Raw genomic sequence first — 24,237 nt, 5'->3', positions numbered from 1 at the left:
GGAGTACGGCAGTGACCGCAGAGACCTCAGTCCCACCCGCCACCGGCCAGGCGCCGTACCCCCGTCGCTGGATCGCGATGGCCGTGCTGATCCTGGCCTTCATGCTCGACCTGGTGAACGTCACGATCGTGAACGTCGGCCTGCCGGCGATCCAGCGTGATCTCGGGGCGACCCCGGCCCAGCTGGAGTGGATCTCGGCCGCGTACCTGCTCGCGTTCGCGGCGGCGCTGATCACCTTCGCCCGGCTCGGTGACCTGGCCGGCCGCAAGCGGGTCTTCCTGGCCGGGATCGCGGTGTTCGCGGTCACCGGGGTGTGGTCCGGTCTGGCCGGGAGCGTGGAGGTGCTGATCGTGGCCCGGGCCGCGCAGGGACTGGCCGCCGCCGCGCTCGCCCCGCAGGTGCTGAGCATTCTCTACACGCTGTTCCAGGGCCGGGAGCGGGCCGCCGTCTTCGGTGTCTTCGGCATCATGGGCGGTCTGGCCCAGGCCGTCGGCCTGCTGCTCGGCGGTGTGGTCGTCACCGCGGACATCGCCGGGCTGGGGTGGCGGGCCATTTTCCTCGTCACCGTGCCGATGGCCGTCGTACTGCTGGCGGCGGGAGCGTGGCTGGTGCCCGAGAGCAGGCTCGTCGGCGGGCTCCGGCCGAAGTGGCTCGCTACCGCCGTCCTGACGGTGGGGCTGGTGGCGATCGTCTTCCCGCTCCTGGACGGCCGGACCTACGGCTGGCCGGTGTGGATCTGGTTCTGCCTGGTCGCCGGCATCGTGGCGCTCGCCGGCCTGGCTCTTGTCGAGCACCGGAAGAACCCAGCCGGTGCGCTGCTTCCGCTCGACCTGTTCAGGGTTCCTGTGGTCTCCCGCGGGCTGACCGTCCTGCTGCTGATCTTCGCGAGCTTCTCCGGGTTCCTGCTGATCCTCACCCTGTGGCTGCAAGGGAGTCAGGAGTACTCGCCGTTGGACGCCGGTCTCCTGATGGCTGCCTTCGCGGCAGGTGGCGTGGCCATGTCGCCGTTCACCGGGCGCCTTCTGGTCCGCTTCGGCCGGACGCTCATCCTGCTCGGGAGCTCGCTGGCGGGTGTGGGTGCGCTGGTCGTCCTGCTGGCGGCCCGGGCGGCGGACGGGCCGGTCGGCGCGTGGACGTTGGTGCCTGGGCTGTTCGTGATGGGCCTCAGCATGAACCTCGTCGTACCGACTCTGGCGACCTTGTTCCTGGCCGGAGTTCCCGTCGAGTTGGCTGGGGCCGGCTCGGGCATCTTCAACACCGGCCAGCAGTTCGGTGGGGCGCTCGGCGTGGCGGGGATCGGCGCGATCTACTTCGCCGCGCTGGACTCCGGTGGTCCTCGGGCGGCCGTCACCGCGGGCACGGTGGCGGTCGCGGTGGGCCTCGTCGTCAGCGGCGTCGTCGCGCTGACGATCCCGAGGATCTCCTTGAGCGAGAGCTAAACCCGTTGCAGGAGGCATCCGGGGCTCCGTACGGTGCGGCGCATGCTGACCGACCCGTACGGCGACGAACAACTGGTGGAGCTGTACGACGGCGACAACGAGCCGCGCGACGACCACGCGTACTACCGGGCGCTGGCGGACCGGGTCGCCGCCGCGACGGCCGCCGACCGGGGTGGGGCGACGACGATCGTCGACCTCGGCTGCGGCACCGGCCTGCTGACCCGGGCGCTGGCCGCCGTGCCCGGGCGCCGGGTGATCGGGGTCGATCCGAGCCCGACGATGCTCGGGTTCGCCCGCCGGCAGCCGGGCGCCGACGCCGTGACCTGGATCGACGGTGACGCGAGCGCGCTGGCCGCTGACGGTCAAGCGGATCTCGTGATCAGCAGCGGGAACGCGATGATGCACGTCGAGGACCTGCCGGCGACGCTGACCAGGCTTGCCGCGGCCCTGCGTCCGGGTGGGGTGATCAGCTTCGAGAGCCGCAATCCCGCCGTACGGGCGTGGGAGCAGTGGACCACCGGGGTGACCGAACGGGAGACGCCGTTCGGGCCGCTGCGCGAGTGGATGGAGGTCACCGCGGTCGATCAGGGCCGGGTGACGTTCGACGCGTACAACGTGTTCGAGGACGGGCGCCAGGAGGTCTACACCAGCGTCCTGTTCTTCAGGGATGCGGAGCAGCTTGCAGGGGCTTTGGAGGCGAGCGGATTCGGGGAGATCGAGCTGCTGGGCGGTTGGCACGACGAGCCGCTCACGGCGGAGTCGCGCCTGATCGTGGTCAGGGCGAGAACAGAGCCGCGATGAGCTCGGCAGGGTCCTGACCAGCCGGCCAGTCGCTGACCTGACCGTCGCCCAGCTCGACGACTCGCCAGGTGCCTGCAGCGGTCCGCGTGAGGTCGACCGTGACGAAGGGGAGGGCCAGCTCGGCGACGAGCGGTTCGACCTCGATCAGGTCGAGCCCGGTGGGTAGGTCGTCCGGGGTGTCCGGGTGCGGAGTCGTGAGGACGCAGCGGCCGCCGACCCACCAGGTGCGGGCCTCCGAGCCGGTGAAGTGCTCGAACCGCCGTACGACGAACCCGCCGGTGAACGCGTCCTCGCGCAGCTCCAGGAAGCGCGCGCCGATCCGCTCGACCGCCGCCTCGTCGGTGAGGTCGGGCAGGTAGCAGGCCTCGGTCCAGTAGTGCTTCATCGACTTCACGTAGTCCCGCAGGACACCGGCGCCGTCGCCCAGGGCGCGGGTCGCCTTCAACAGCGCGGTGAGGTCGCTGCCCTCGGTCCAGACGGACTCCGGGGTGACGGTGCGAAGGCCCTCGTACCAGCCGGGGAGTTCGTGGGCGGTCCGGTACTCGTCGGGGGAGGTCCGCAGCTGCACGTTGCGAGCCTCCAGCGCCTGGGCCAGAGCTGCGTACTGCGTCGAGGAGAGCATCCAGCCGCGATAGACGGCGTCGTCATCGGCCGGTACGCCGGTCACCGCCGCCGCGGACTCCTCGGCCGTCGCGGCACGCGCCAGAGCGTCATGGTCGATCCGGGCGACCCTGACCCCCAGGGCGCGCGCGGCTGCTGCTTGCGCGGCGAAGTGTGGATCGTCGCGCCGCGGATTGAGAGGGTCCCCCGGTACCAGCAGCATGCACTGCATTCTCCCTAACCCGGCGGGACTTCGCCTCTTCTTTCCGCGCGTTGCCCTGGGTCAGCGCAAGGCGTACGCGCGGACCACGCTCTGGTCCACCTTGTTGCCTGCGGCATCGGCCGCGACGGTCCTCAGGCTGCCGAAGCCCGGGCGGGAGGGCTTCGCGGACGGCGCGCGGATGGCCGGCGTACTGGATCAGGAGCGGGAGCGTGGGGCTCGCGGCGTCGTCGAGGCCGAGGTCGGCGAGCAGCGCGGCATCGAAGAGGCGTGGGCCGACGATGCCGGCGGCGATCAGCGGGACGGCGTCGACCGGGGCGACGTTCTGCTGGTTGCCGAGGGCCAATTTATGGAACAGGATGCCGGCCCGGCCGGTCCCGGGCGGACCTCGGTGCCGAGCGCGCCGTCCTGGGTCGTCCGGGTGATCACCTGGTCGCCGGTGATGAGCGTGACGGTGACGGGCTTCGGGCCGCTCGGTGTTGGAGTGGTGGGTTGGTCGCCGGCTGCGGGGACGACCCAGGCGGCGACGAGTACGACGGCGAGGGCCGGGGCCAGCAGCCGGGGGCGGAAGCGGGACAAGGTTCATCTCTCGGATGGGCGGTTGGAGGGCAGGGCGAAGCGTAGTTCCGACCGGATCGGTGGGAACTACTGAGAAGTGAAGTCAGCGAATGGCTTTGGAGGGCGGAGAAGGTTTCTCGTCGGTCCAGCCGGACTCGAGGACGACGCTGGCGCCGGTCTTCGGGCCGATGGACTCCGAGCTGAGCAGGCGGCCGGTGGTGGTGTCGACGACGTACCGGGTGCGGCCGTCGTTGAGCATCGTGGGCTCGGCGCCGGGCTTTGTGCCGGGCTTGGCGCCGAGGCGGTTCCAGTCGTAGCTGAACGCCGTACCGGTCCGGCCGATCGGGTCCTTCACGTTCACCTCGAGCTCCGTCCCGGGCAGCATCGACAGCACCCGCAGGGCGGCGCCGCGCAGCTTCGGCGGCGACGGCATCTCGAACAGCAGCCGCCCGGCCGCGCTGAACACCTGGTAGTCGATCTCGCTGTCGGTCGCTCCCGGCTGGGCGTCGGCGGCGAGCACCGCGCGCAGCTTCTCCGGATCGGTCGGCAGGGCCTGGATCTGCTGCGCGGTGACCGGCTTGATCCCGCTGAGGTAGTACCCCGGCGGTACGTCGTCGAAGGTCATCTCGTTCACGACCGGCTCACCCGGCGCCATCGTCACCGGGTCGACCTCGTACGACAGCTGCCACGACTTCGGGGACCCCTGCGCCTTCCACTGGGCGGTGTCCGCCGGAGTGGCCGGCCGAGCGCCCAGGTCGACCCAGCCGAACCAGGACTCGACGTCCTGCTTCATCGGCATCCAGCTCTCGGTGATGTTGCGCCGCTCGAGCTTGTACGCCGGTTTGCCGACCGTCGTCGTTCCACGCAGCTGCAGGCTCCGGACCCGGAAGTACTTGCCGGAGACCTTCTCGTTCAGCTCCTGCTTCACCGCGAGGTCCAGCAGCACCTGGCTGGCCGTCCGCAGCTGCGGCACCGACGTCGTACCGGGCACTGGTGCAGCGTCCGGGCCAGAGCCGGGGGAGAGCAGCACAGGCGTCGCCAGCGCAGCCAGGGCCACCGTGGCCGCAGTAGCGGTCAGCACGATGCCAACCCGCCCGGAGCGCGCCGCGGCGTACCAGCGGGTGGCCCTGCTCGGCGGAGTCGCCTCGGCCCTGACCAGCGCCTCCAGCTCACGCCGGGCCTTCGCCGTCGCCTCAGGCGTCGGACCGGGCGGCTCGGGGAAGGCCGAGCGGAGCTTGTCGAGGTCGTCCATCTCAGTCCTCCTCCAGCTTGGTCGGGTCGGTATCGCCGAGATGCTCCCGTACGACGCGTCGGGCGCGCGACAGTCGCGAGCAGACCGTGCCGTAGGCGATCCCCAGGGCGGCAGCGACCTCGTCGTAGCTCAGCCCGCCGAGGGCGACCAGCATCAGCACCTCACGATCCTTGCTGGACACCTTCGCGAGCCCAGCGGCCAGCTGGCGGCCGGCCTGCTCCGCAGTGACCTGCGCGGCCACCCGCTCCTCGTGCCCGCCGGTCGGTAGAGGCGGCGGCAGCTTGGCCGTCGCCCGCCAGGCCCGGACCTCGTCACGCCGGTGCCGGCGGATCAGGTTGGTGGCTATGCCGTACAGCCAGGCCCGGACAACGCCGCTGCGGCTGTCGAACCGGTCCCGCTGCCGGAACGCGATCAGGAAGGTCTCCGAGGACAGGTCGTCGGCCAGGTCCGGACCGAGCCGGCGGGCGACGTACGCGTGCACCTGGGGGAAGTACTTGTCGAAGATCAGCGTGAACCGATCGGGGCTGCGCACGGTCGACTCCAGGAGCCGTGCGTCCTCGTCGGGGACCACTGGGGCCCGGACGGCCGCCGGACGGCCTGGCAACGCGACGGTCGCCAGCGCGAGGTCGGGGGTCATCGAGCTCCTCACTCGACCGGCCTCGACACCCCCGGAGCGGGACGACGGGCACGGTCCACCCTGTTCTTGCCCGATGTCGTCAGCACCCTTCTCAGAAGACTTCTGCTAGTTGTTGAGGAAGCCTCGGGCGGGCCCCTCGTCCTTCGGCCAGACGTAGACCGTCCACCCGTCGTTGGTCCGGGCGGCGGTGGCCTTGATGCCGAGATCTCTCAGGGTGGAGACCGCGACTCTGGCCTCGTTGTACGAACCGGTGGTCTTCACGTCGACGAGAAGACCGAACTTGTCCTTTTCGGTCGCGGAGTAATCAGTACGGCGCACCAACGAGCCCCCTTTGGGCCGAGAGAAGGCCCAGCGGCACAACAGCACCATCACCCCGGTCAGCGCGATGGCCACCACCGGGAACAGGAAGTACTTGTCGGCGAACACGGACACCATTGTCGCGCGAATGAAAAGGTCCTGAGGTCTTGGCAACCTTCCGGGTCCCCGGGGAGTCTTTACCAACACACGCTGCAGTGCGGCCTCGGGGGCTGCCGGAAGAGCGGAGGGCACGGACATGCTCGCACCGACCCCAATCGCAGGTTCCGTCAACGACAACAACGTGGTCCGCCTCGCCGGGCTGCTCGACGTCCGCTCGGTGGGCGACGTCCGCCAGCTGCTCAACGACCTGATAGACCGCACCGACGGCGACGTGGTGGTCGACCTGGAGGCGGTCGAAGCGCTCGACGCCACCGGGCTCGGGCTGCTGGTCGCCACCCACCGCCGGACCCAGCTGCTCGGGCGGCGCCTCGTCCTGCGGCACCCGGTTCCCTCGGTGGTCCGGATCCTCGCGGTCACCCGGCTGCACCGGATCCTCGCGGTCGAGAGGACGCCACTCCCGATCTCCGCGTAGGCGGACGACCGGCGGTCCCGCGCGGAGATCACCCCAAGTCTTCCCCGCGTCGCGCAGCCCTGCCCAGAGCTCGTGCCTGTGATCTAAGCCCCTGGTGACACCCGTCACGAGCTGCGGACTCACAAGGGCACACAGTCCTACTCTCGGGTACATGACCGCGAAGGACCGACCCTGGGTGATGCGCACGTACGCCGGCCACTCGTCGGCGGCCGAGTCCAACGCGCTGTTCCGGCGCAACCTGGCCAAGGGCCAGACCGGGCTCTCGGTCGCCTTCGACCTGCCCACGCAGACCGGCTACGACCCGGACCACGTGCTGGCCAAGGGCGAGGTCGGCAAGGTCGGCGTACCGGTCGCGCACCTGGGCGACGTCCGGGCGCTGTTCGACGCGATCCCGCTCGCGCAGATGAACACCTCGATGACGATCAACGCGACCGCGATGTGGCTGCTCGCGCTCTACCAGGTCGCCGCGCAGGAGCAGGGCGCGACGCCGGACGAGCTGACCGGGACGACGCAGAACGACATCGTGAAGGAGTACCTGTCCCGCGGGACCTACGCGTTCCCGCCGGACGCGTCGCTGCGGCTGACCACGGACCTGATCGCGTACACGGTCACCAACGTCCCGCAGTGGAACCCGATCAACATCTGCAGCTACCACCTCCAGGAGGCCGGCGCGACGCCGGTGCAGGAGCTGGCGTTCGCGCTGTCGACGGCGGTCGCCGTACTGGATCGTGTCCGCGACGGCGGTCAGGTGCCGGCGGAGCGGTTCGGCGACGTGGTGCAGCGGATCTCGTTCTTCGTCAACGCCGGCGTCCGGTTCATCGAGGAGACCTGCAAGATGCGGGCCTTCGTGCGGCTGTGGGACGAGATCTGCCGGAACCGGTACGGCGTGACCGACGCCAAGGCCCGTCGGCTGCGGTACGGCGTTCAGGTGAACTCGCTCGGCCTGACCGAGGCGCAGCCGGAGAACAACGTGCAGCGGATCGTGCTGGAGATGCTCGGCGTGACGCTGTCGAAGAACGCGCGCGCCCGTGCGGTCCAGCTGCCGGCCTGGAACGAGGCGCTCGGCCTGCCGCGGCCGTGGGACCAGCAGTGGTCGCTGCGGATGCAGCAGGTGCTGGCGTACGAGTCGGACCTGCTGGAGTACGAGGACATCTTCGACGGCTCGCACGTGATCGAGGCGAAGGTCGCCGAGCTGGTCGAGGGCGCCCGCGAGGAGATCGACCGGATCCAGGCGATGGGCGGAGCGATCGCGGCGGTCGAGACCGGGTACCTGAAGCAGGCGCTGGTCGCGTCGCACGCCGAACGGCGGCAGCGGATCGAGTCCGGTGAGCACGTGGTGGTCGGGGTCAACAAGTTCGAGAACACCGAGCCGTCGCCGCTGACCGCCGACCTGGACACCGCGATCCAGACCGCGGACCCCGGCGCCGAGGCGGCCGCGCTGAAGTCGCTGGAGCAGTGGCGTTCTCTGCGCGACCCTTCGGCGGTCGAGGAGGCGTTGGCCTCGCTGCGGGAGGCGGCCAAGGGGACGGACAACCTGATGCCGGCGACGCTGACCTGTGTGCGGGCCGGGGTGACGACGGGCGAGTGGTCCGGCGTACTGCGGGAGATGTTCGGCGAGTACCGGGCGCCGACCGGAGTGTCGGGCTCGGTCGGGGTCTCCGGTGCGGGCGCCGAGATCGCCGCCGTACGGACCAAGGTCGCGGCGACCGCTGATGAGCTGGGCGGGCGGCTGCGGTTCCTGGTCGGCAAGCCCGGTCTGGACGGCCACTCGAACGGCGCCGAGCAGGTCGCCGTACGGGCTCGTGACGTCGGGTTCGAGGTGATCTACCAGGGGATCCGGCTGACGCCCGAGCAGATCGTCGCCGCCGCGGTCGCCGAGGACGTGCACTGCGTCGGCCTGTCGATCCTGTCCGGCTCCCACATGGAACTGGTCCCGCAGGTCGTCGCCGGCCTGCGCGACGCCGGACTGTCCGACGTACCGGTCGTGGTCGGCGGCATCGTGCCCGACGGCGACGCCCGCGCGCTGAAATCAGCAGGCGTCGCCGCCGTCTACACCCCGAAGGACTACGACCTGACCGGCATGATGTCCGACGTGGTCGACGTCATCCGCCGCGCGCACGGTCTCTAGCCCTGCTTGGCCCTGATCAGGTCCTCGACGTCCTTGGGGAGCGTGGTCTCGAAGTCGAGCAGTTTGACCCAGGTCGGGGTGATCGTGATCCGGGTCATCTCGTCGTACAGGTCCTTCACGCCCTGGGTCCAGCCGGCGTGCTGCTCGTCGGTCATCACCTTCTTGCCCGAGATGATGTACTCCTCGGGGACGCCCTGCTCGAGCTTCAGCTCGGTGGTGCCGCGGATCAGCAGGACCTTCGGCGGGAAGCCGTTGGTGTCCAGCGTCAGCGCGACCTTCGGGTTCTTGGCCAGCGCCTTGACCTTGGCGGACTTCGGGATGGTGAAGGTCTGCAGCTTCTCGCCGTCGAAGTGGAAGCCGATCGGGATCACCCGCGGCTCGCCGTTCAGGGCGACGTAGGAGAAGCGGGCGGGCTGGGCCGCGAACAGCAGGTCCTGCGCGTACGGCTTGGCCAGGATCTCGGCGATCTCGTGCTGGTTCATGGTGGTGAGTCCTTGTCCGTCGTTGAGTGCTTACATCAGGGGGACGAAGCCGCCCGACGGCTCTCGACATCGCTAGGTTGGGAAAATGCCGGAAACTTTCGCGGTCGGGGCCGGGCAGGTCGACGTGGGCGACGACGGGGCGGTCTCGGCCGTGCAGCACCCGGTGCGCGGGCACTCGATGCTGCTCTCGGACGGCGCCTGGCACGACCCGACGCACCACTGGGGCAAGGGGTTCGTGATCACATCGCGGGGGAGCTATCGGTTCGACGCTCCTGCTTTTACTCGCTGGCGGTCGAGTGGGATCGACCTGCTGTACCGCTTCGGGCCGTTGGAGCTGCGCGTGGGCAGGCGGTTCGGGGAGCGGTGGACGGAGACGTACGAGCTGCGCAACACCAGCGGGTCTTCGGTGGACGTCGGCTCGCTCGCGGTCAGTACGCCGTGGCGCGACCTCTACAGCTCCAGCCGCGAGAGCCTGCGCGGCGCCGTCCACGCGCACGTGTGGACCGGTGGCGCGGACTCCTGGGTCTGGGCGCAGCCGATGGACGGCAGCGGGCCCGGTCTGGGGCTGCGGCTGATCGAGGGCGAGCTGTGGGCGTACTCGGTCGAGTCGCGGGACACGGAGACCAGCAGCAACAGCCGTGGGCACCTCTACCTGCACGTCACGGACCATGCTCGGGCGCCGCACGCTCAGGGTGGTCAGGAGCCTGTGGTGCTGGCTCCTGGCGAGTCGTACCGGTGGACCTGGCAGCTGGAGTGGTTCGACTCGCTGGCCGACTTCCGGGGTAGCTGGCAGCCGCAGGTCTCTGCGCCTGTGCTGGCTGGGCTGGTCGGGTCGTCGCTGTCGCTGTCGCTTGCTGACGGGGTGACCGGGCCTTCAACGGTCACGTCTGCTGAGCCGGGCGTCCACTATGTCGAGGTCACCGACGGCAAGGTCCGATCGCGCGTGGGCCTGCTCTTCCACGAGCCGCTGCGCGACATCGTCGAGCGCCGCATCTCCTTTGCTTTGGAGCACCAGCGCCCGGTCGAGCTGAGCGACAGCCGGCGCTTCTCCTTCGTCCCGTACGACGCCCGCACAGGGCTGCGGCTGCTGTCCGGCGGCTGGCGGGACTGGTCCGACGCGCGGGAGCGGATCGGCACCGCGCTGCTCCTGCAGGAGGCGCGCGACCGCGGCTGGGGCTCTCGTGCTGAGCTCGACGAGGCCCTGGCCGGCTATCAGCAGTTCGTCATGGAGCACCTGGTCGCGGCGGACGGCACGGTCGCCGACGACAGCCTGCACGAGAGCCGGACCCGGCTCTACAACTTCCCGTGGTTCGCCCGCTTCCTGCTCGGCCAGGGCGACGTCGACGGCGCCGTACGCATCCTCGACCGGTACTACGCGCTGGGCGGCGATCAGTTCCTCGCCTTCGACCTAGGCCCGCTGCTGCGTGCGCTGGCTGCCGTGACCTCTGCGGAGACCGCCGCGCGGATGCGGGAACACCTGCGCCGGCACGCGGCCGCCTTCATCGAGTACGGCGACGACCTGCCGCCACACGAGGTCAACTACGAGCAGTCGATGGTCGCCCCGCTCCTGGAATTGCTACTGGCGGCGTACGAGGAGGGCATGGTGCCGCTGGAGGAGCTGACCCGTCGTCTGCCCTGGCTGACCGCGTTCGCCGCCGACCAGCCCGACGTGCGCCTGCGGCACGTCCCCATCCGCCACTGGGACGGCTACTGGTTCGGCCTGCTCCGACTGTGGGGCGACGTCTTCCCGCACTACTGGTCCGTGCTCAGCGCAGCGGTCTACCTGACCTGGCCGACCGACGAGCTACGCCCAGCAGGCGAGGCCATCCTCCGCGCCAACCTGGCCAACTTCCACCCGGACGGCTCGGCCACCTGCGCATTCGTCTACCCCAGCGCGGTCAACAACCTCCCCGCCCACATCGCCGACCCCCTGGCCAACGACCAGGACTGGGCCCTGGTCTACGCCCTGCGCCTAGGCCTCACCTGACGGCACCTTCGCGAAGGCCCGCACCGGAAAGGTGGCCAGCCCAGCGATCCGCGGGGGAGTGGCGGTGAAGGTCGCACCGGTCGGCGGCAGCTGCTCCAGACCGGTGAGGTGCTCGACGATCGGCATCCCGGCGCCCAGCAGCAGCGTGTGCGCCGGGCGGGTGCCATCGGTCATGTCGTCGATGTTCGCCGCGTCGATCCCGACCAGCACGGCGCCCGCGCCGATCAGGTGCTCGGCGCCGTCGCGCGTCAGGAAGTGCGCGTCCTCGACGTACTGCGGCGTGCCGAAGCGGGCGTCGTCGCCGGTGTGCAGCAGCACCGCCTTGCCCGCGACGTCGTACGCCGCGAGCATGGCCGCGTCGACACCGAACCGGCCGGCGTCCACCCGCACCAGGACCGCGGGCAGGTCGACGAGCCGGTCGAGCGGAAAGCCGGTGAGGTCATGCCCGTCGGGATAGCGGTGGTACGGGCTGTCCAGGTATGTCCCGGTGTTCGCGACCAGCGAGACGCGGCCGATCTCGAACTCGGTGCCCTGGGAGTACACCGCCCGGGATGCCTCCCGGGTCAGGTGCAGGCCGAGCTCGGGGCCGGGCAGGTTCGGCAGCGTGACCATGCCCTCGTGGATCACGTGGTTCAGTTCGACGTACATGGGTCCCATCCTCACCCATCCCTGCTGGTCGCGGTGCCGAAGCACTTCTCATGATCAGCAGACGACGCGTGCTCGTGGGTGGCTCCGCCTTGCTGGCCGGGCTGAGCGGGTGCTCGAATCCGTCCGCGCCTGCCGAGGGCGCGCAGCAGATTCGGTACGGCGACGACGAGTCGCAGGTTGCTGACCTCTTCCTCCCGCCGGGGTCTGAGAAGGTCCCGGCGGTCGTGGTGATCCACGGCGGGTTCTGGATGAGTGGGTACGGCAAGGAGTTGGCTACGCCGCTGGCCGAGGACCTGGCGAAGAACGGGGTCGCGGGGTACGCGATCGAGTACCGGCGCGTTGGCAACGGCGGTGGCTGGCCGGCGACGTTCGACGACGTCGGCGCGGCCATCGACGCGCTGGCCGATCAGCCGCGGATCGCTGTCGATCGGGTGGTCGCCGTAGGACACTCGGCCGGCGGCCATCTCGCCGTCTGGGCCGCCGCTCGGTCAGGCCGCGTGATGTTGAAGGGCGCGGTGTCCCAGGCCGGCGTGCTCGACCTCATCAACGCGTACGACGCGCAGGTCGGCGGTGACGCGGTCGTGCAGCTGATGGGGGCCACGCCGACCGAGGACAAGAAGCGGTACGCCGCCTCCTCGCCGTACGAGCAGCTGCCGTTGAAGGTCCCGGTCGCCCTGGTCCACGGCACTCGCGACGGCCAGGTGCCGCTCGACCAGAGCCAGCGCTACCTGGCCGCCGCGCAGAAGGCCGGCGGCGTGGTGACCCTGACCGAGCTGCCCGGCGTCGGGCACTTCGAGCTGATCGACCCGAAGCACGACGCCTGGGCCACCTGCCGCAAGGAGACCCTGCGACTGCTCAGCTGAGCTCGGGCAGCAGCTTCCGGAAGCTGTCCATCAGGTGGGTGTGCAAGCTGGTGCCGTACGAGATCCGGGTCGCGCCGGCTGCGACCAGCTGTGCGGCCGTCGGGCCGTTCGGTGCCGCGTGCGCATTGAGCGGCCCACCGACGCTGTCCTTGAGTTCGGCGAGCGACTCCACCGGCGCGAAGATCGGGTACACGCAGTCCGCACCGGCCCTCCGGTACGCCCGGCCGCGAGCGATCGCGTCGGCGACCGTCCCGCCGTGCAGGAACGAGTCGATCCGGGCGTTGACGACCAGGTCGGCCCCCGCGACCTCCCGTACGCCGGCCAAGTACTCCGCGTGCCGCTCCTGCTCAGTCAACCCGCTCCCGGTCGAGTCCTCCAGGTTGCACCCCGCGGCACCGGTCTCCAGCAGCCGCTCCGCGAACTCCCGCGGGCTCAGCCCGTACCCGGCCTCCATGTCCGCGGTCACCGGTACGTCGACCGCCCGGACCATCCGAGCGACCACAGCGAACATCTCGCCCGGCGGAGTGAGCTGGCCGTCGTCGTACCCGATCACCCGGGCGGCCGCGCCGCTGCTGGTCGCCACCGCCGGGTAGCCGGCTTCGGCGACGATCCGCGCGCTGACCGGGTCCCAGGCGTTCGGCAGCAGCAGTGGGATGTCGGCGTGGTGCAATGACCGCAGTGTTTCCGCTTGGCTCATCGCTGCCTCAGCTCGGGGAGTAGTGGCCGGGCTCGAGGCGGTTGGTGACGCCGATCCGGTTCCAGGCGTTGATGCAGACGATCAGGCTGATCAGCTGCGCCAGCTCCTTGTCGTCGAACTGCTCGGCGGCCAGGTCGTACACGGCGTCCGGCACGTGGTCGACGCTGATCAGCGTGATCGACTCGGTCAGCGCCAGCGCGGCCTGCTCCTTCGCGGTGAAGAACTTACCGGCCTCGCGCCACGCGGCGAGCAGGTGCAGCCGCTGCTCGGTCTCGCCCTCGTGCCGGGCGTCCAGGGTGTGCATGTCCAGGCAGTAGGCGCAGCCGTTCAGCTGCGAGGCACGGATCCGGACCAGGTGCGCCAGCAGAGGGTCCAGACCGGTCGCGGACTGCGCGTCCAGCGCGATCATCGCCTGGTAGAACTCGGGGGCCAGCGAGGCCACCTTGACCCGTCGCTTCGTCGTTGTGCTCATACCGCCACGCTAGCCGCGAACCGGCCCAGGAGTATGGTCCACTTCCATGACCGATGGAAGGGCCAATCCCGAGGCGGGTGCCGATCTGCACCTCGACCTGACGGGCAGCCGTGGCCGGGCCGATCTGGTCTCGGCCCTGCACACCTCGATCCGCAGCGGCCGGCTGGTCCCCGGCACCCGGCTGCCGTCGTCCCGGACGCTCGCCAAGGACCTGGGCATCGCCCGGAACACCGTCGCGGACGCCTACGGCCAGCTGGTCGCCGAGGGCTGGCTGACCGCGCGCCAAGGCTCCGGCACAGTGGTGGCAGGCCGTCCCGGCGTGACCCCGCCGCCTGCCCCGAGCGAGCCGACTCCCACGCGCCGGTTCCGCTACAACCTGCAGCCGGGCTCGCCCGACGTGTCCACCTTCCCGCGGACCGAGTGGCTCGCTGCCGCCCGTAAGGCGCTGTCGGCCGCCCCGAACGAGGCCTTCGGGTACGGCGACCCGCGCGGCCGCCCCGAGCTGCGCCGGATGCTCGCCGACTACCTGGCCCGGGCCCGCGGCGTCCACGCCGACCCGGAGCGCATCCTGATCTGCTCCGGCTACGTCCAGGCGCTCAACCTGCTCAGCGAGACGCTCCGCAACCAGGGGGCGACGACGATCGGCGTGGAGGAGTTCGGCTACAGCCTGCACTGGGACGTGATCCGCACCCGTGGCCTGACCGCGGCACCGGTCCCGGTCGACGAGTACGGCGTACTGCCGGACCAGCTGACCGGCCAGGCTGTGCTGCTCACGCCGGCGCACCAGATGCCGACCGGCGTACCGATGGTGGCCGAGCGACGTACGGCCGCCTTGGAGTGGGCCCGCAGAACCGGCGCGGTCCTGATCGAGGACGACTACGACGGCGAGTTTCGCTACGACCGGCAGACCGTAGGCGCGCTGCAGACGCTGGACCCGGAGCGAGTCGTCTACACCGGTACGGCGAGCAAGAGCCTCGCGCCCGGGCTGCGGCTGGCCTGGATGGTCGTGCCGCAGCAGCTGATGGAGCCGCTGCTCGCGGCGAAGCGTACGGCGGACCTGCAGACGGCCACGCTCGACCAGCTGATCCTGGCCGAGTACATCGAGTCGGGCCACTACGACCGGCACGTACGACGCTCCCGGCTGCACTACCGCCGTCGCCGCGACCGCCTGGTCGAGCTGCTCGGCGTACGGGCGCCCGGCGTACAGCTGGCTGGTATCTCGGCCGGGCTGCACGTGCTGCTCGACGTACCGGGTGATGCTCAGGACATGGTCGACCGGGCGGCCCGCCAGGGCCTCGGCATCGCCAATCTGAACGCGTACCACTTCCACGGCAACTCGACCCGCCAGGCGCTCGTCGTCGGGTACGGCACGCCGCCGGACCACTCGTACTCCGGAGCGCTGGACCTGCTCTGCCAGGTGTTAGGCGTTCTTGACTAGCGCCAGCACCTCGTCGGCGCAGCCCCACGACAGGGTGACGCCGGAGCCGCCGTGGCCGTAGCAGTGCACGACGGTCTGGTCGCCGACGCGCACGCTCTCGCAGCGGACCGCCGGACGAGCTGGGCGCAGACCGACGCGGTGCTTGATGATCTTGGCCTGCTTGAGCTGCGGGATGTGCACGGCTGCCCGGTCGAGGATCGCCTCGGCGGTGTCGGGCCGGACAGCCAGGTCCCAGCTGTCGGGCTGGCTGGTGCCACCGATGACGATGTCCTTGGACCGCGGTACGACGTACGTGAGGTCGGTCGGGCTCTCGTCGGCCAGCAGCCACTCGGTCAGGCCGAACTGCTCAACGGTCAGCACCTGCCCGCGGACGGGCGTGACGGTCGGGTCTCCAGCGGTGAGCCGGGAGCCGAGGCCCGCGCAGTTCACGACGACGTCAGCCGTGTTCGGCAGAGCTGAGAGCGCGGCACGGGTCAGCGACCCGCCGGCGGCCTCCAGCCGCTTGACCAGGTACTGCAGGTAGAGCGGCATCTCGACCACCGGAGTGGTGAACGACCAGCCGTCCTTGAACCCCTTCGGCGGCACTCCGACCCGCTCGAAGTCGGTGAGCACGTCCGCCCAGCCGGGGACCGGCGTCGACTGGGTCAGGTACTCCTGGCCGCGCCGCAGCTGCACCGACGGCTCGTTCCGGGCCAGTTCCACCAGCTCGCCGTACGTCGTCCGGGCCCACCCGGCGACCCGCTCCGCCGGAGCCGACAGGAACGGGTACCAGATCGCGGCCGCGACCGCCGATGTCGTCTCCAGCGGCAGGTCCCGCGCGAACACCCCGACGTCGTACCCGGCCTCAGCCAGCCGGACCGCCGAGCTCAGCCCGATCACGCCGGCACCCACCACGATCACGCGCATCCACAGATTGTCACCCGTTCACCACTGTCCCCGCCAGTCACAGGACTCAGTGCAGGTCGACGGCCAGCGAGTACAGCCGGGTGATCTGGGTCGCGCCGTCGTTGTCGTCCGACAGCAGGAAGAGCTGGCGGCGGCCCCCGGGCAGGTACCCGCCGAGCGCGAGGGCCTCGACGTTGTCCAGCAGCGGGTTCGGCTGCGGCTGCTTGGCGACCGCGCCGGACGGCGGGCAGTCGACCAGGTCGAACAGCAGCTTCTTCTGGACGAAGTCCTTGGCGGGCGCGGTCGCGATCGACTCGCGCTTGCTGACGTCCGGGGCGCGCTTGGTGGAGACGGAGAAGACCCGGATGGTGTTGCCGACGCCCGCGACGAACGTGCGCTCCATCGACACGAGTTGGTTGCGGCCGACCACAGCCAGCTCGACCAGGCTCAGGCCCGGGTCGGTCTTGTACGCGAGCTGGGCGACCGGCTTGTAGCCGTGGCCCGGCCAGCCGGCGTACCGGATGATGCGGTTGTTGTTGCGGCCGGCGGCGTCCGCGCCGTCGGGGCTGAGCGGGCCCTCCATCCCGGCGTACAGGGAGAAGCCGTCGGGGCTGACGGCGAGCGACTCGAGGGTCGCGTTGCCGGTCGCCTGACCGGCCGGCGCGACCTGGAAGCGCGCGGGGACCGGCAGCGACGCGGTCTCCTGGCCGTCCGACAGCCGGAAGCGCCGGATCGTGGGCTCGCGCTCCGACGTGGCCAGGATGGTCCGCGCGCCGCGCTCGACGACCAGGCCCTCGCCGTCGAAGTCGGCGCCCGTGTACGGCGTACCGTCGGGCCGCTTGAGGATCGTCATCCCGTCCACGGAGACGGTCGGCCTGCCACTGATCCGCAGGTCGAAGACCCGGGCCGGGCTGGTCTGCACGTTGTCCACCAGCGCGACCGCGTGGCCGGGGCGGGTCACGTTGAGCGCGGACAGGCCGGAGACCTTCTGCCCGGCGTACGTGGTCTTGTCGAGGCTGTCGGTGAACCCGAGGAAGCGCGCGTCCCGCGAGCAGTTGCCGCCGTGGCCCGGATGCCCGGTCGCCGTGGCGGCCGCGGTCAGCGGAGTGGCCAGGGACGCGAGTACGACGGCCGTGGACAGCGTGGACTTCCAGCGCATCAGGAACCTCCGGACCATGGACAGGGCTGCCGAAGAACCTACTCCAGGCAGGTTGATCACCCCGTAACGCGGGGGATCCGCACCGGAAACACCGGCCGGACAGGCTCTGGCCATGGACAACCTGTTTCGGTCGCTCGACACCGACCGCGCCAACGTGGTCTGGAAGTGGAAGCTGCTCGAGGAGCTGCGGCAGTCGGGACTGCGCGGCGACGACCCGCGGGTCGAGCGCGCGCTCGGGAACGCGCTGGCCGCGGGCGGCGCGTTCGAGCCCGGGCAGCCGGAGTGGCTCGACCGCGAGCAGTTCGCCGAGGTGACCCGGGAGCCGGTGGTCCGGCGGGCGCTGCAGGGCGACCTCGTGGTGCCGCGGACGGAGTTCCAGGAGTTCAGCCGCGCGGTCGAGGAGATCTACGCCGACCTGCTGCCGGACCGGTCGGGCGAAGTCGCGCAGTACATCCCCACGCTGAAGAACGCGCCGCCGGACCGGTTCGGGATCGCGGTCTGTACGGCGGACGGTCAGACCTTCCAGATCGGCGACGCAGGCGCCGGGTTCAGCATCCAGTCGACCTCCAAGCCGTTCAGCTACGCGATGGCGCTGGAGCAGTTCGGCGCGGGTGAGGTGCACACCTGGGTCGGCCAGGAGCAGAGCGGCGGGACCTTCAACGACCCGACGCTGTCCCTGGACGCGGCGGGCAAGCCGCAGAACCCGATGATCAACGCGGGAGCAATCGCGACGCTGGCCCTGGTCGAGCCGGACGTCGAGGTGTCCGAACGGTTCGCCCGGGTCGAGCAGACCTGGGCGCGGCTGATGGGCCGCCCGCCAGGCTTCGATCACCGCACCTTCCTGGCCGAACGCGACACCGGCCACGGGAACCGGGGCCTGGCCAACTTGATGGCGGCGCGGGACATGCTGAGGATGGACCCGAAGGACCGGGACGCCCCGCAGAAGGCCGCCGAGTTCTACTTCGCGGTCTGCTCGATGCAGGTGGACGCGGCCGGGCTGGCGGCGGCGGGCGCGACCTTGGCGAACGGCGGCGTCGCGCCGTACAGCGGTGAGCGGGTGTTCTCGCAGGAGACCGCCGGCCGGGTGCTGTCGGTGATGGGACACAGCGGGATGTACAACGACTCCGGCAAGTTCTCCGACCAGGTCGGGCTGCCGGCCAAGAGCGGCGTCTCGGGCAACGTGATGATGGTGTTGCCGGACAAGCGGATGGCGGTCGTGACGTTCTCACCGCGGCTGGACGAGGCCGGGAACTCCGTGCGCGGCGTGGAGGTCTGCCGGCAACTGGTCGAGAAGTTCGGACTGCATCCGTACAAGAGCCTCGGCGCCGGGCGTGAGCTCAGTAGCGCCGCTGAGGCTTCCCGGCGCGCTCTCGGGGGAATGCCGGCGGCCTCCTCGCGGAGCGCCGGCGTCGCGAGCTCGGCGCGGCCGCAGGTGCCGGCGGCCGCTGGTCCGCACCGCCCGGCCGGTCGGGAGCGCTGACTACTCGTCCATGTGGAAGACGTCGCGGGTGTACACCTTGTCCGCGACGTCCGACAGCTCCCCGGTCAGCCGATTGGCCACGATCACGTCCGTGCTGCGCTTGAACTCGTCCAGGTCGTTGATCACCCGCAGGTCCTCGAAAGTGTCGGCGTCGAGGGCGGGTTCGTGGATGACGATCTCGGCGCCGGCCTGCTTCAGCCTGCTGACGATGCCGAGGATGCTCGAGGACCGGAAGTTGTCCGAGCCCTCCTTCATCACCAGGCGGTAGATGCCGATCCGCTCGGGCTGCCCGGCGAGGATCTGGCCGGCGACGAAGTCCTTGCGGGTCGAGTTCGACTCGACGATCGCCTTCATCAGCCGCTGCGGGATGTTGTCGTAGCTGGCCAGCATCTGCCGGGTGTCCTTGGGCAGGCAGTAGCCGCCGTACCCGAAGGACGGGTTGTTGTAGCCGGCGCCGATCCGCGGCTCCAGGCTGACGCCGTCGATGATCGCCCGGGTGCTGAGGCCGTGCTGCGCGGCGAACGTGTCCAGCTCGTTGAAGTACGCGACCCGCATCGCCAGGTACGTGTTGGAGAACAGCTTGACCGCCTCGGCCTCCGTCGAGCGGATCGCGAGGACCGGGGTCTCCGGCTGGGCCGAGCCCGCCAGCAGCAGCTCCGCGAACTGCCGGGCCGCGGGAGTGTCGTCGCCGACGATGATCCGGCCGGGGTGGAGGTTGTCGTGCAGCGCGTGCCCCTCGCGGAGGAACTCCGGCGAGAACACCACCTGGCGGCCGTACTCGGCCGACATCCGCTCGCTGAACCCGACCGGGACCGTCGACTTGATCACCGGTACGGCGGTCGGCGAGAGCGCGACGACCTTGCGGATCACCGACTCCACCGACGAGGTGTCGAAGGTGAGCGTCGTCGGGTCGTAGTCGGTCGGGGTGGCGACGACGACGTAGTCGGCCGTGGCGTAGACCTCGTCGGCGTCGGTGGTGGCCCGCAGGTCCAGCGGCGCGGTGGCCAGGAACTTCGACAGGTCCTCGTCGACGAACGGACTCTCCTGGCGGTTGACCAGGTCCACGCGCTCCTGGGCGATGTCGACGGCGACGACCTCGTTGTGCTGCGCCAGGATGGCAGCGTTCGAGAGTCCGACGTACCCCAGGCCTGCGACGGCGATCTTCATGGGCAAGGAGGTTACCCGGCGACGGGCGGCTCCCGGGGAGCCGCCCGCCTGCGCGGCTACTCGACCGTGACCGACTTGGCCAGGTTGCGCGGCTTGTCGACGTCGTGGCCGAGTGCGACCGACGCGTGGTAGGCCAGCAGCTGCAGCGGGATGGTGAGCAGGATCGGGTCGAGCTCCGGCTCGTTCTTCGGGACCCGGATGACCGCGGCCGCACCGTCCGGTACGACGACGTCGGGGTGCGTCACGACGTACAGGGGACCGGAGCGGGCGGCGATCTCGTGCAGGGCGCCGATGTTGCGGTCCAGCAGCTCGTCGTCCGGCACGATCGCGACGGTCGGTACGTCGGGCGAGATCAGCGCCAGCGGGCCGTGCTTGAGCTCGGAGGTCTGGTACGCCTCGGCGTGCCGGTAGGAGATCTCCTTGAGCTTCTGCGCGCCTTCGCGGGCGACCGGGTAGCCACGGGTCCGGCCGACGAAGAACAGGCTCTCGTGCCTGGCCAGCCGGCCGGCGATCTCGGCCAGCTCGGTCTCGGTGTCGACGATCGCCTGGATCTGCTCCGGGATCTTCTTCAGGCCGTCGATCAGCCGGCGGCCGTCGGCGGGGGAGACGTCGCGGATCCGGCCCAGGTGGATGCCGAGCATCGCGAACCCGACCGCCATGTTGGTCAGCGCCTTGGTCGAGGCGACCGACACCTCCGGACCGGCGTGCAGGTACACACCGCCGTTGACCTCACGGGCGATGCTGGAGCCGACCGCGTTCACCAGGCCGATCACGCGGCCGCCCTTGCGCTTCAGCTCCTGGACGGCGACCAGCGTGTCCAGCGTCTCGCCGGACTGGCTGACCGCGACGTACAGGGTGTCCCGCTCGACCACCGGGTTGCGGTAGCGGAACTCCGAGGCCGGCTCGGCGTCGGCGGGGATCCGGGCGACCTCCTCGATGAACTGCGCCCCGAGCTGACCGGCGTAGTACGCCGAACCGCAGCCGAGGATCTTGACCCGCTTGATCTCGCGGGCCTCCCGGGCGTCCATGTTCAGGCCGCCCAGGTGGACGGCGTGGAAGCGCTCGTCGAGCCGGCCGCGGATCACCCGCTGGACCGCCTCGGGCTGCTCGTGGATCTCCTTGACCATGAAGTGCTCGTGCGCGCCGCGCTCGAACTCCTCGGCGTCCCACTCGACCGTCTTCTCGGTCTTGGTGGTGGTCCGCGAGTCCTGCGTGAAGGTGCGGTAGCCGTCGGCGCGGACGGTGGCCAGCTCGCCGTCGTCCAGGTAGACGACCTGGCGGGTGTAGCGGATCAGCGCGGCCGCGTCGGAGGCGACGTGCATCTCGCCGTCGCCGACGCCGAGGATCAGCGGGCTGCCGTTGCGGGCGACCACGATCCGGTCGGGGAAGTCCAGGTCGACCACGGCGATGCCGTAGGTGCCCTCGATCCGGCGCAGGGCGGCCAGCACCTTGTCCTCGAGGGTGTCGCCCTCGGCCTGCTCGATCAAGTGCGCGAGCACCTCGGTGTCGGTGTCGGAACGCAGCTTGACGCCGGCGTCCTCCAGCTGGGCGCGCAGTACGCCGGCGTTGTCGAAGATGCCGTTGTGCACGACCGCGATCCGCTCGTTGCCGCTGGCGTGCGGGTGGGCGTTGTCCTTGCTCGGGCCGCCGTGGGTGGCCCAGCGGGTGTGGCCGATGCCGATCTTGCCGCCGAAGCGCTTGGGCAGCGAGGCCTCCAGCTCACGGACCCGGCCGGCGTCCTTGTGCACCTTCAGCTCGCTGGAGCCGACCACCGCGACACCCGCCGAGTCGTACCCGCGGTACTCCAGCCGGGCCAGGCCGTCCACCAGGATGGGCGCGGCCGGCTTGGTGCCGACGTACCCGACGATTCCGCACATGGAAGGGGTTCCTTTCGTTGCTGGTCAGCCGTAGACGATCCGTCGTAGCTGCCGGGCAGACAGTTCGGGGGAGCGGACCGGCCAGTGCCGCAGCTCGTCGCCGAGCCGGGCGAAGATCTCGTCGTTGCGCGCGCCGTAGGTCTGCAGCTCGCGGTGACGGCGCCGGACGTACTCCTCGGTGGTCTCGGTGAAGTACGCGAGCACGTCGGCGACCACGCGCCGGGCGTCCTCGGTGGTCAGACCGGTGGTCCGGCTGACCTGATCGACCAGCTCGTCGCTGGGCTGCGTCACCTCACTCATCACCCGACAACTGTGCTGGTTGGACGCGTCGATACCAAGGATCTGCCCGAAATCGGGCAAATCCGGCTGTTTTCTCAGATTCTGACTGGACTAGAACAGTCGCAGGACGTCGGATTCCATGCCGCGGAGGGCGTCGTAGTCGACCGTCACGCAGTCCAGGCCACGGTCCGTGGCCAGGAACTGGGCCTGCGGCTTGATCAGCTGGGCGGCGAAGACGCCGCGGACCGGCGCGAGCAGGGGATCGCGGTTCAGCAGCTCGACGTACCGGGTGAGCTGCTCGACGCCGTCGATCTCGCCGCGGCGCTTGATCTCGACCGCGACGTGCCGGCCGTCGGCGTCGCGGCAGAGCAGGTCGACCGGCCCGATCGCGGTCGGGTACTCCCGGCGGACCAGGGTCCAGCCTTCGCCGAAGGTGGTCACGTGCTCGGCGAGCAGTTCCTGCAGGTGCGCCTCGACGCCGTCCTTGATCAGCCCGGGATCCAGGCCCAGCTCGTACGCCGTGTCGCTGAGCACCTCCTCGAAGGTGATCCGCAGTTCCTCGCCGGCCTTGTTGGTGACGCTCCAGACGCCGTCTTCCTCGGTCAGCTTGCACGGGGGAGACATCCAGTTCAGCGGCTTGTACGACCCGCCGTCGGCGTGGATCAGGACAGAGCCGTCCGCCTTCACCATCAGCAACCGCGGCGCCATCGGGAGATGGGCGGTCAGCCGGCCGGAGTAGTCCACGGAGCACTTTGCAATCACCAGGCGCACGAGGAGACACCGTAGTCCAAAGGGCCGGAAGAGTGCATGAAGAGTGCCGGTCGAGTTCCTGGTGCCGTCCGCCCCCAACTGCGAATCTGGACGCACGACGACTTCCTGGGGGACCAACCGATGAACCTGATGTGCCCTACCCGAATCCTGCTCCCACTGCCTGGCTCACCTCCGGCGATCTTCGAGAGCGAACGCATCACGGCGGTGTTCGCCGTCGCACCCACTCCCGGCGAGGAGTTGGCCGCCGCGCTCGGCGTGCCGTTCAGCACCGTCGACGACCCGCTCGACCGGCTGCAGGAGATCGCCGACCTCCACCGAGGTGAGACCGTCGTCCTCCTTGGCGCGGACCTTGGCGTCCGCCTGCCCGCGGTCGTCGAGCACACCGGGGACGGCTGGACGGCCGTCGTCGCCGACGGGTTGTTGCAGGCCGCGAACGCCGTCACCGTGCAGACCTACGAGCAACGCGCCGACAGTTTCCGTACGTCGATTCCCCGCGACCCGAACGACAACCTGATCCGGCTGGTCGACAAAGCGCTTCCCTCCGGCGGGATGGTGCTGGAGCTCGGCAGCGGCACCGGCCGCGACGCCGCGGAGTTGGAACGGCGAGGCCATCAGGTCCGGCGTACCGATGCCACGCTCGCGTTCGTCGAGATGATGCGCGCCGACGGCTTCAAGGCCGATCTGCTGGACGCACTGACCGATGACTACGGCGGTCCCTACGATCTCGTCTTCGCCGATGCGGTCTTCCTCCACTTCACCGCCGACCAGCTGGCCCACGTCCTCACCCGATCGGCCGTGGCCGCCCCACGGCTCGCCTTCACCACCCGAGAGGGCGAAGGCGTCGAATGGTCGAACCGCTACCTCGACCTTCCCCGCCAGTTCACCCTCTGGCAGGAAACCCCACTCCGCGCTCTCCTGACCTCGACCGGCTGGCGCATCCAGCACCTCGACCGTGGTGAGACCCGCGCGGGCAGCTGGTTCCACATCCTCGCCGACCGGGCCGCCGGATGATTCGCGCCGGCATCATCCTGCTCACCGACGACGGCGTCGCCGCCATCGAACGCGTCCGGTCCGGCCGCCGCTACCACACCCTCCCCGGCGGCGGCGTGGAACCAGGCGAGACCTCCGCCGAAGCCGCCGTCCGCGAATCACACGAAGAACTCGGCCTGATCGTCAAGCTGCACGGCCTCGCCGCCGTCGTGAACTTCCGGCTCACCACCCAGCACTACTACGTCGCAACCGCGCTCAGCGGCACCTTCGGCACGGGCACCGGCGCCGAGCTGACCTCCCCACCGACGTCCGACTCCGGCAGCTACCGCGCGGTCTGGCTCCCACCGACCGATCTCACCCACCAGAGCCTCCGCCCGACACCCATCGCCACCGCTCTCCAGCACGCCGCGAGTCCCCACCACCTACTGGAGACCTGGCTAGCCGAGCCCCCGACCTTCGACGAGGAGCCCACGTGACCGAGCGTGTGAGGTTGACCTCCCAGGTGACTCATCTCATGG

At 70.3% G+C, this 24,237-nt stretch carries 25 protein-coding genes; 11 read left to right on the top strand and 14 right to left on the bottom strand.

The window, feature by feature from the left end; all coding sequences use genetic code 11:
- The first annotated feature begins 11 nt into the window (after positions 1-11).
- Both HDA39_RS17530 and HDA39_RS17525 read left to right on the top strand, forming a co-directional pair.
- Complete coding sequence (locus HDA39_RS17530; protein WP_184796298.1) at positions 12-1,439, top strand: MFS transporter; 1,428 nt, start codon at positions 12-14, stop codon at positions 1,437-1,439.
- A gap of 42 nt (positions 1,440-1,481) precedes the next feature.
- Entirely contained in the window at positions 1,482-2,240 is a 759-nt protein-coding gene (locus HDA39_RS17525; RefSeq protein WP_184796296.1) for a class I SAM-dependent methyltransferase, read from the top strand.
- On the opposite strand, the gene HDA39_RS17520 is transcribed toward HDA39_RS17525, so the two are convergent.
- Positions 2,215-3,063, bottom strand: coding sequence for an ATP-grasp domain-containing protein (locus HDA39_RS17520; protein ID WP_184796294.1), 849 nt, complete (start codon positions 3,061-3,063; stop codon positions 2,215-2,217). The genes HDA39_RS17525 and HDA39_RS17520 overlap by 26 nt on opposite strands.
- On the opposite strand from HDA39_RS17520, the gene HDA39_RS17515 reads away from it, so the two are divergent.
- A complete protein-coding gene (locus HDA39_RS17515; RefSeq protein ID WP_184796292.1) occupies positions 3,062-3,712 on the top strand; it encodes a hypothetical protein in 651 nt (216 codons plus the stop codon). The two genes, HDA39_RS17520 and HDA39_RS17515, sit on opposite strands and share 2 nt — an antisense overlap.
- 9 nt (positions 3,713-3,721) lie before the next feature.
- Here the strand turns inward: HDA39_RS17515 and HDA39_RS17510 are convergent, their stop codons facing one another.
- The 3 genes from HDA39_RS17510 to HDA39_RS17500 form a co-directional block, all read right to left on the bottom strand.
- A complete protein-coding gene (locus HDA39_RS17510; RefSeq protein WP_184796290.1) occupies positions 3,722-4,870 on the bottom strand; it encodes a CU044_5270 family protein in 1,149 nt (382 codons plus the stop codon).
- 1 nt (position 4,871) lies between these two features.
- Positions 4,872-5,507 carry an RNA polymerase sigma factor gene (locus tag HDA39_RS17505; RefSeq protein ID WP_184796288.1) on the bottom strand — a complete coding sequence of 212 codons (636 nt, stop codon included), beginning with the start codon at positions 5,505-5,507 and terminating at the stop codon, positions 4,872-4,874.
- A 105-nt stretch (positions 5,508-5,612) separates the two neighbouring features.
- On the bottom strand, positions 5,613-5,942 hold the full coding sequence (locus HDA39_RS17500; RefSeq protein ID WP_184796286.1) for a hypothetical protein: 330 nt from the start codon (positions 5,940-5,942) through the stop codon (positions 5,613-5,615).
- 118 nt (positions 5,943-6,060) lie between these two features.
- Between HDA39_RS17500 and HDA39_RS17495 the strand changes: the two genes are divergently transcribed.
- Both HDA39_RS17495 and HDA39_RS17490 read left to right on the top strand, forming a co-directional pair.
- A complete protein-coding gene (locus HDA39_RS17495) occupies positions 6,061-6,396 on the top strand; it encodes an STAS domain-containing protein (RefSeq protein WP_184796284.1) in 336 nt (111 codons plus the stop codon).
- Positions 6,397-6,547: 151 nt separating this feature from the next.
- Positions 6,548-8,524 (top strand): protein meaA, encoded by a 1,977-nt coding sequence (locus HDA39_RS17490; protein WP_184796282.1) that lies wholly within the window; start codon positions 6,548-6,550, stop codon positions 8,522-8,524.
- Here the strand turns inward: HDA39_RS17490 and HDA39_RS17485 are convergent.
- Positions 8,521-9,006: a pyridoxamine 5'-phosphate oxidase family protein gene (locus HDA39_RS17485; protein ID WP_184796280.1), complete on the bottom strand. Its 486-nt coding sequence runs from the start codon at positions 9,004-9,006 to the stop codon at positions 8,521-8,523. The genes HDA39_RS17490 and HDA39_RS17485 overlap by 4 nt on opposite strands.
- An 85-nt stretch (positions 9,007-9,091) precedes the next feature.
- Between HDA39_RS17485 and HDA39_RS17480 the strand changes: the two genes are divergently transcribed.
- Entirely contained in the window at positions 9,092-10,993 is a 1,902-nt protein-coding gene (locus tag HDA39_RS17480) for a hypothetical protein (protein ID WP_184796278.1), read from the top strand.
- Here HDA39_RS17480 and HDA39_RS17475 read toward each other — a convergent pair.
- Positions 10,979-11,641, bottom strand: coding sequence for a cyclase family protein (locus HDA39_RS17475; protein WP_184796275.1), 663 nt, complete (start codon positions 11,639-11,641; stop codon positions 10,979-10,981). The two genes, HDA39_RS17480 and HDA39_RS17475, sit on opposite strands and share 15 nt — an antisense overlap.
- A gap of 50 nt (positions 11,642-11,691) precedes the next feature.
- Between HDA39_RS17475 and HDA39_RS17470 the strand changes: the two genes are divergently transcribed.
- Positions 11,692-12,504, top strand: a complete 813-nt coding sequence (locus tag HDA39_RS17470) for an alpha/beta hydrolase family protein (RefSeq protein ID WP_184796273.1) — start codon at positions 11,692-11,694, stop codon at positions 12,502-12,504.
- On the opposite strand, the gene HDA39_RS17465 is transcribed toward HDA39_RS17470, so the two are convergent.
- On the bottom strand, positions 12,497-13,201 hold the full coding sequence (locus tag HDA39_RS17465; RefSeq protein ID WP_184796271.1) for an isocitrate lyase/PEP mutase family protein: 705 nt from the start codon (positions 13,199-13,201) through the stop codon (positions 12,497-12,499). The two genes, HDA39_RS17470 and HDA39_RS17465, sit on opposite strands and share 8 nt — an antisense overlap.
- A 7-nt stretch (positions 13,202-13,208) precedes the next feature.
- Positions 13,209-13,673: a carboxymuconolactone decarboxylase family protein gene (locus tag HDA39_RS17460; protein WP_184796269.1), complete on the bottom strand. Its 465-nt coding sequence runs from the start codon at positions 13,671-13,673 to the stop codon at positions 13,209-13,211.
- Positions 13,674-13,719: 46 nt separating this feature from the next.
- On the opposite strand from HDA39_RS17460, the gene pdxR reads away from it, so the two are divergent.
- Positions 13,720-15,111 carry a MocR-like pyridoxine biosynthesis transcription factor PdxR gene (gene pdxR, locus HDA39_RS17455; protein WP_184796267.1) on the top strand — a complete coding sequence of 464 codons (1,392 nt, stop codon included), beginning with the start codon at positions 13,720-13,722 and terminating at the stop codon, positions 15,109-15,111.
- On the opposite strand, the gene HDA39_RS17450 is transcribed toward pdxR, so the two are convergent.
- The gene (locus HDA39_RS17450) at positions 15,094-16,017 is read right to left on the bottom strand and encodes an FAD-dependent oxidoreductase (RefSeq protein WP_184796265.1); all 924 of its coding nucleotides are present in this window, start codon (positions 16,015-16,017) and stop codon (positions 15,094-15,096) included. The genes pdxR and HDA39_RS17450 overlap by 18 nt on opposite strands.
- Positions 16,018-16,063: 46 nt before the next feature.
- Positions 16,064-17,155, bottom strand: a complete 1,092-nt coding sequence (locus HDA39_RS17445) for an esterase-like activity of phytase family protein (protein WP_184796263.1) — start codon at positions 17,153-17,155, stop codon at positions 16,064-16,066.
- Positions 17,156-17,267: 112 nt separating this feature from the next.
- Between HDA39_RS17445 and glsA the strand changes: the two genes are divergently transcribed.
- On the top strand, positions 17,268-18,635 hold the full coding sequence (gene glsA, locus HDA39_RS17440) for a glutaminase A (protein WP_184796261.1): 1,368 nt from the start codon (positions 17,268-17,270) through the stop codon (positions 18,633-18,635).
- On the opposite strand, the gene HDA39_RS17435 is transcribed toward glsA, so the two are convergent.
- The 4 genes from HDA39_RS17435 to nucS form a co-directional block, all read right to left on the bottom strand.
- On the bottom strand, positions 18,636-19,802 hold the full coding sequence (locus HDA39_RS17435; RefSeq protein WP_184796260.1) for a nucleotide sugar dehydrogenase: 1,167 nt from the start codon (positions 19,800-19,802) through the stop codon (positions 18,636-18,638). It abuts the gene before it with no gap.
- A gap of 56 nt (positions 19,803-19,858) precedes the next feature.
- Complete coding sequence (gene glmS, locus HDA39_RS17430; protein WP_184796258.1) at positions 19,859-21,679, bottom strand: glutamine--fructose-6-phosphate transaminase (isomerizing); 1,821 nt, start codon at positions 21,677-21,679, stop codon at positions 19,859-19,861.
- Positions 21,680-21,703: 24 nt separating this feature from the next.
- Positions 21,704-21,979, bottom strand: a complete 276-nt coding sequence (locus HDA39_RS17425; RefSeq protein ID WP_184796256.1) for a hypothetical protein — start codon at positions 21,977-21,979, stop codon at positions 21,704-21,706.
- A 90-nt stretch (positions 21,980-22,069) separates the two neighbouring features.
- Positions 22,070-22,729 (bottom strand): endonuclease NucS, encoded by a 660-nt coding sequence (gene nucS, locus HDA39_RS17420; protein ID WP_184796254.1) that lies wholly within the window; start codon positions 22,727-22,729, stop codon positions 22,070-22,072.
- A 36-nt stretch (positions 22,730-22,765) separates the two neighbouring features.
- On the opposite strand from nucS, the gene HDA39_RS17415 reads away from it, so the two are divergent.
- Both HDA39_RS17415 and HDA39_RS17410 read left to right on the top strand, forming a co-directional pair.
- Positions 22,766-23,740, top strand: coding sequence for a class I SAM-dependent methyltransferase (locus HDA39_RS17415; protein ID WP_238356079.1), 975 nt, complete (start codon positions 22,766-22,768; stop codon positions 23,738-23,740).
- Positions 23,737-24,195: an NUDIX domain-containing protein gene (locus HDA39_RS17410; RefSeq protein WP_184796253.1), complete on the top strand. Its 459-nt coding sequence runs from the start codon at positions 23,737-23,739 to the stop codon at positions 24,193-24,195. Before HDA39_RS17415 ends, HDA39_RS17410 begins: the two co-directional genes overlap by 4 nt.
- Positions 24,196-24,237 lie beyond the last annotated feature (42 nt).

It is taken from the genome of Kribbella italica, from assembly GCF_014205135.1.
Classification (GTDB): domain Bacteria; phylum Actinomycetota; class Actinomycetes; order Propionibacteriales; family Kribbellaceae; genus Kribbella; species Kribbella italica.
The sequence above is the reverse complement of the archived record's forward strand: the minus strand, read 5'-3'. Positions and strand labels throughout refer to the sequence as shown.

What these genes read in the sequence shown, in the direction of transcription:
- HDA39_RS17525 (WP_184796296.1), top strand. Translation starts at nt 1,482, where the DNA reads ATGCTGACCGACCCGTACGGCGACGAACAACTGGTGGAGCTGTACGAC.
- HDA39_RS17515 (WP_184796292.1), top strand. Translation starts at nt 3,062, where the DNA reads ATGCACTGCATTCTCCCTAACCCGGCGGGACTTCGCCTCTTCTTTCCG.
- HDA39_RS17520 (WP_184796294.1), bottom strand. Translation starts at nt 3,063, where the DNA reads ATGCTGCTGGTACCGGGGGACCCTCTCAATCCGCGGCGCGACGATCCA.
- HDA39_RS17510 (WP_184796290.1), bottom strand. Translation starts at nt 4,870, where the DNA reads ATGGACGACCTCGACAAGCTCCGCTCGGCCTTCCCCGAGCCGCCCGGT.
- HDA39_RS17505 (WP_184796288.1), bottom strand. Translation starts at nt 5,507, where the DNA reads ATGACCCCCGACCTCGCGCTGGCGACCGTCGCGTTGCCAGGCCGTCCG.
- HDA39_RS17500 (WP_184796286.1), bottom strand. Translation starts at nt 5,942, where the DNA reads ATGGTGTCCGTGTTCGCCGACAAGTACTTCCTGTTCCCGGTGGTGGCC.
- HDA39_RS17495 (WP_184796284.1), top strand. Translation starts at nt 6,061, where the DNA reads ATGCTCGCACCGACCCCAATCGCAGGTTCCGTCAACGACAACAACGTG.
- HDA39_RS17490 (WP_184796282.1), top strand. Translation starts at nt 6,548, where the DNA reads ATGACCGCGAAGGACCGACCCTGGGTGATGCGCACGTACGCCGGCCAC.
- HDA39_RS17485 (WP_184796280.1), bottom strand. Translation starts at nt 9,006, where the DNA reads ATGAACCAGCACGAGATCGCCGAGATCCTGGCCAAGCCGTACGCGCAG.
- HDA39_RS17480 (WP_184796278.1), top strand. Translation starts at nt 9,092, where the DNA reads ATGCCGGAAACTTTCGCGGTCGGGGCCGGGCAGGTCGACGTGGGCGAC.
- HDA39_RS17475 (WP_184796275.1), bottom strand. Translation starts at nt 11,641, where the DNA reads ATGTACGTCGAACTGAACCACGTGATCCACGAGGGCATGGTCACGCTG.
- HDA39_RS17470 (WP_184796273.1), top strand. Translation starts at nt 11,692, where the DNA reads ATGATCAGCAGACGACGCGTGCTCGTGGGTGGCTCCGCCTTGCTGGCC.
- HDA39_RS17465 (WP_184796271.1), bottom strand. Translation starts at nt 13,201, where the DNA reads ATGAGCCAAGCGGAAACACTGCGGTCATTGCACCACGCCGACATCCCA.
- HDA39_RS17460 (WP_184796269.1), bottom strand. Translation starts at nt 13,673, where the DNA reads ATGAGCACAACGACGAAGCGACGGGTCAAGGTGGCCTCGCTGGCCCCC.
- pdxR (WP_184796267.1), top strand. Translation starts at nt 13,720, where the DNA reads ATGACCGATGGAAGGGCCAATCCCGAGGCGGGTGCCGATCTGCACCTC.
- HDA39_RS17450 (WP_184796265.1), bottom strand. Translation starts at nt 16,017, where the DNA reads ATGCGCGTGATCGTGGTGGGTGCCGGCGTGATCGGGCTGAGCTCGGCG.
- HDA39_RS17445 (WP_184796263.1), bottom strand. Translation starts at nt 17,155, where the DNA reads ATGCGCTGGAAGTCCACGCTGTCCACGGCCGTCGTACTCGCGTCCCTG.
- glsA (WP_184796261.1), top strand. Translation starts at nt 17,268, where the DNA reads ATGGACAACCTGTTTCGGTCGCTCGACACCGACCGCGCCAACGTGGTC.
- HDA39_RS17435 (WP_184796260.1), bottom strand. Translation starts at nt 19,802, where the DNA reads ATGAAGATCGCCGTCGCAGGCCTGGGGTACGTCGGACTCTCGAACGCT.
- glmS (WP_184796258.1), bottom strand. Translation starts at nt 21,679, where the DNA reads ATGTGCGGAATCGTCGGGTACGTCGGCACCAAGCCGGCCGCGCCCATC.
- HDA39_RS17425 (WP_184796256.1), bottom strand. Translation starts at nt 21,979, where the DNA reads ATGAGTGAGGTGACGCAGCCCAGCGACGAGCTGGTCGATCAGGTCAGC.
- HDA39_RS17415 (WP_238356079.1), top strand. Translation starts at nt 22,766, where the DNA reads ATGAAGAGTGCCGGTCGAGTTCCTGGTGCCGTCCGCCCCCAACTGCGA.
- HDA39_RS17410 (WP_184796253.1), top strand. Translation starts at nt 23,737, where the DNA reads ATGATTCGCGCCGGCATCATCCTGCTCACCGACGACGGCGTCGCCGCC.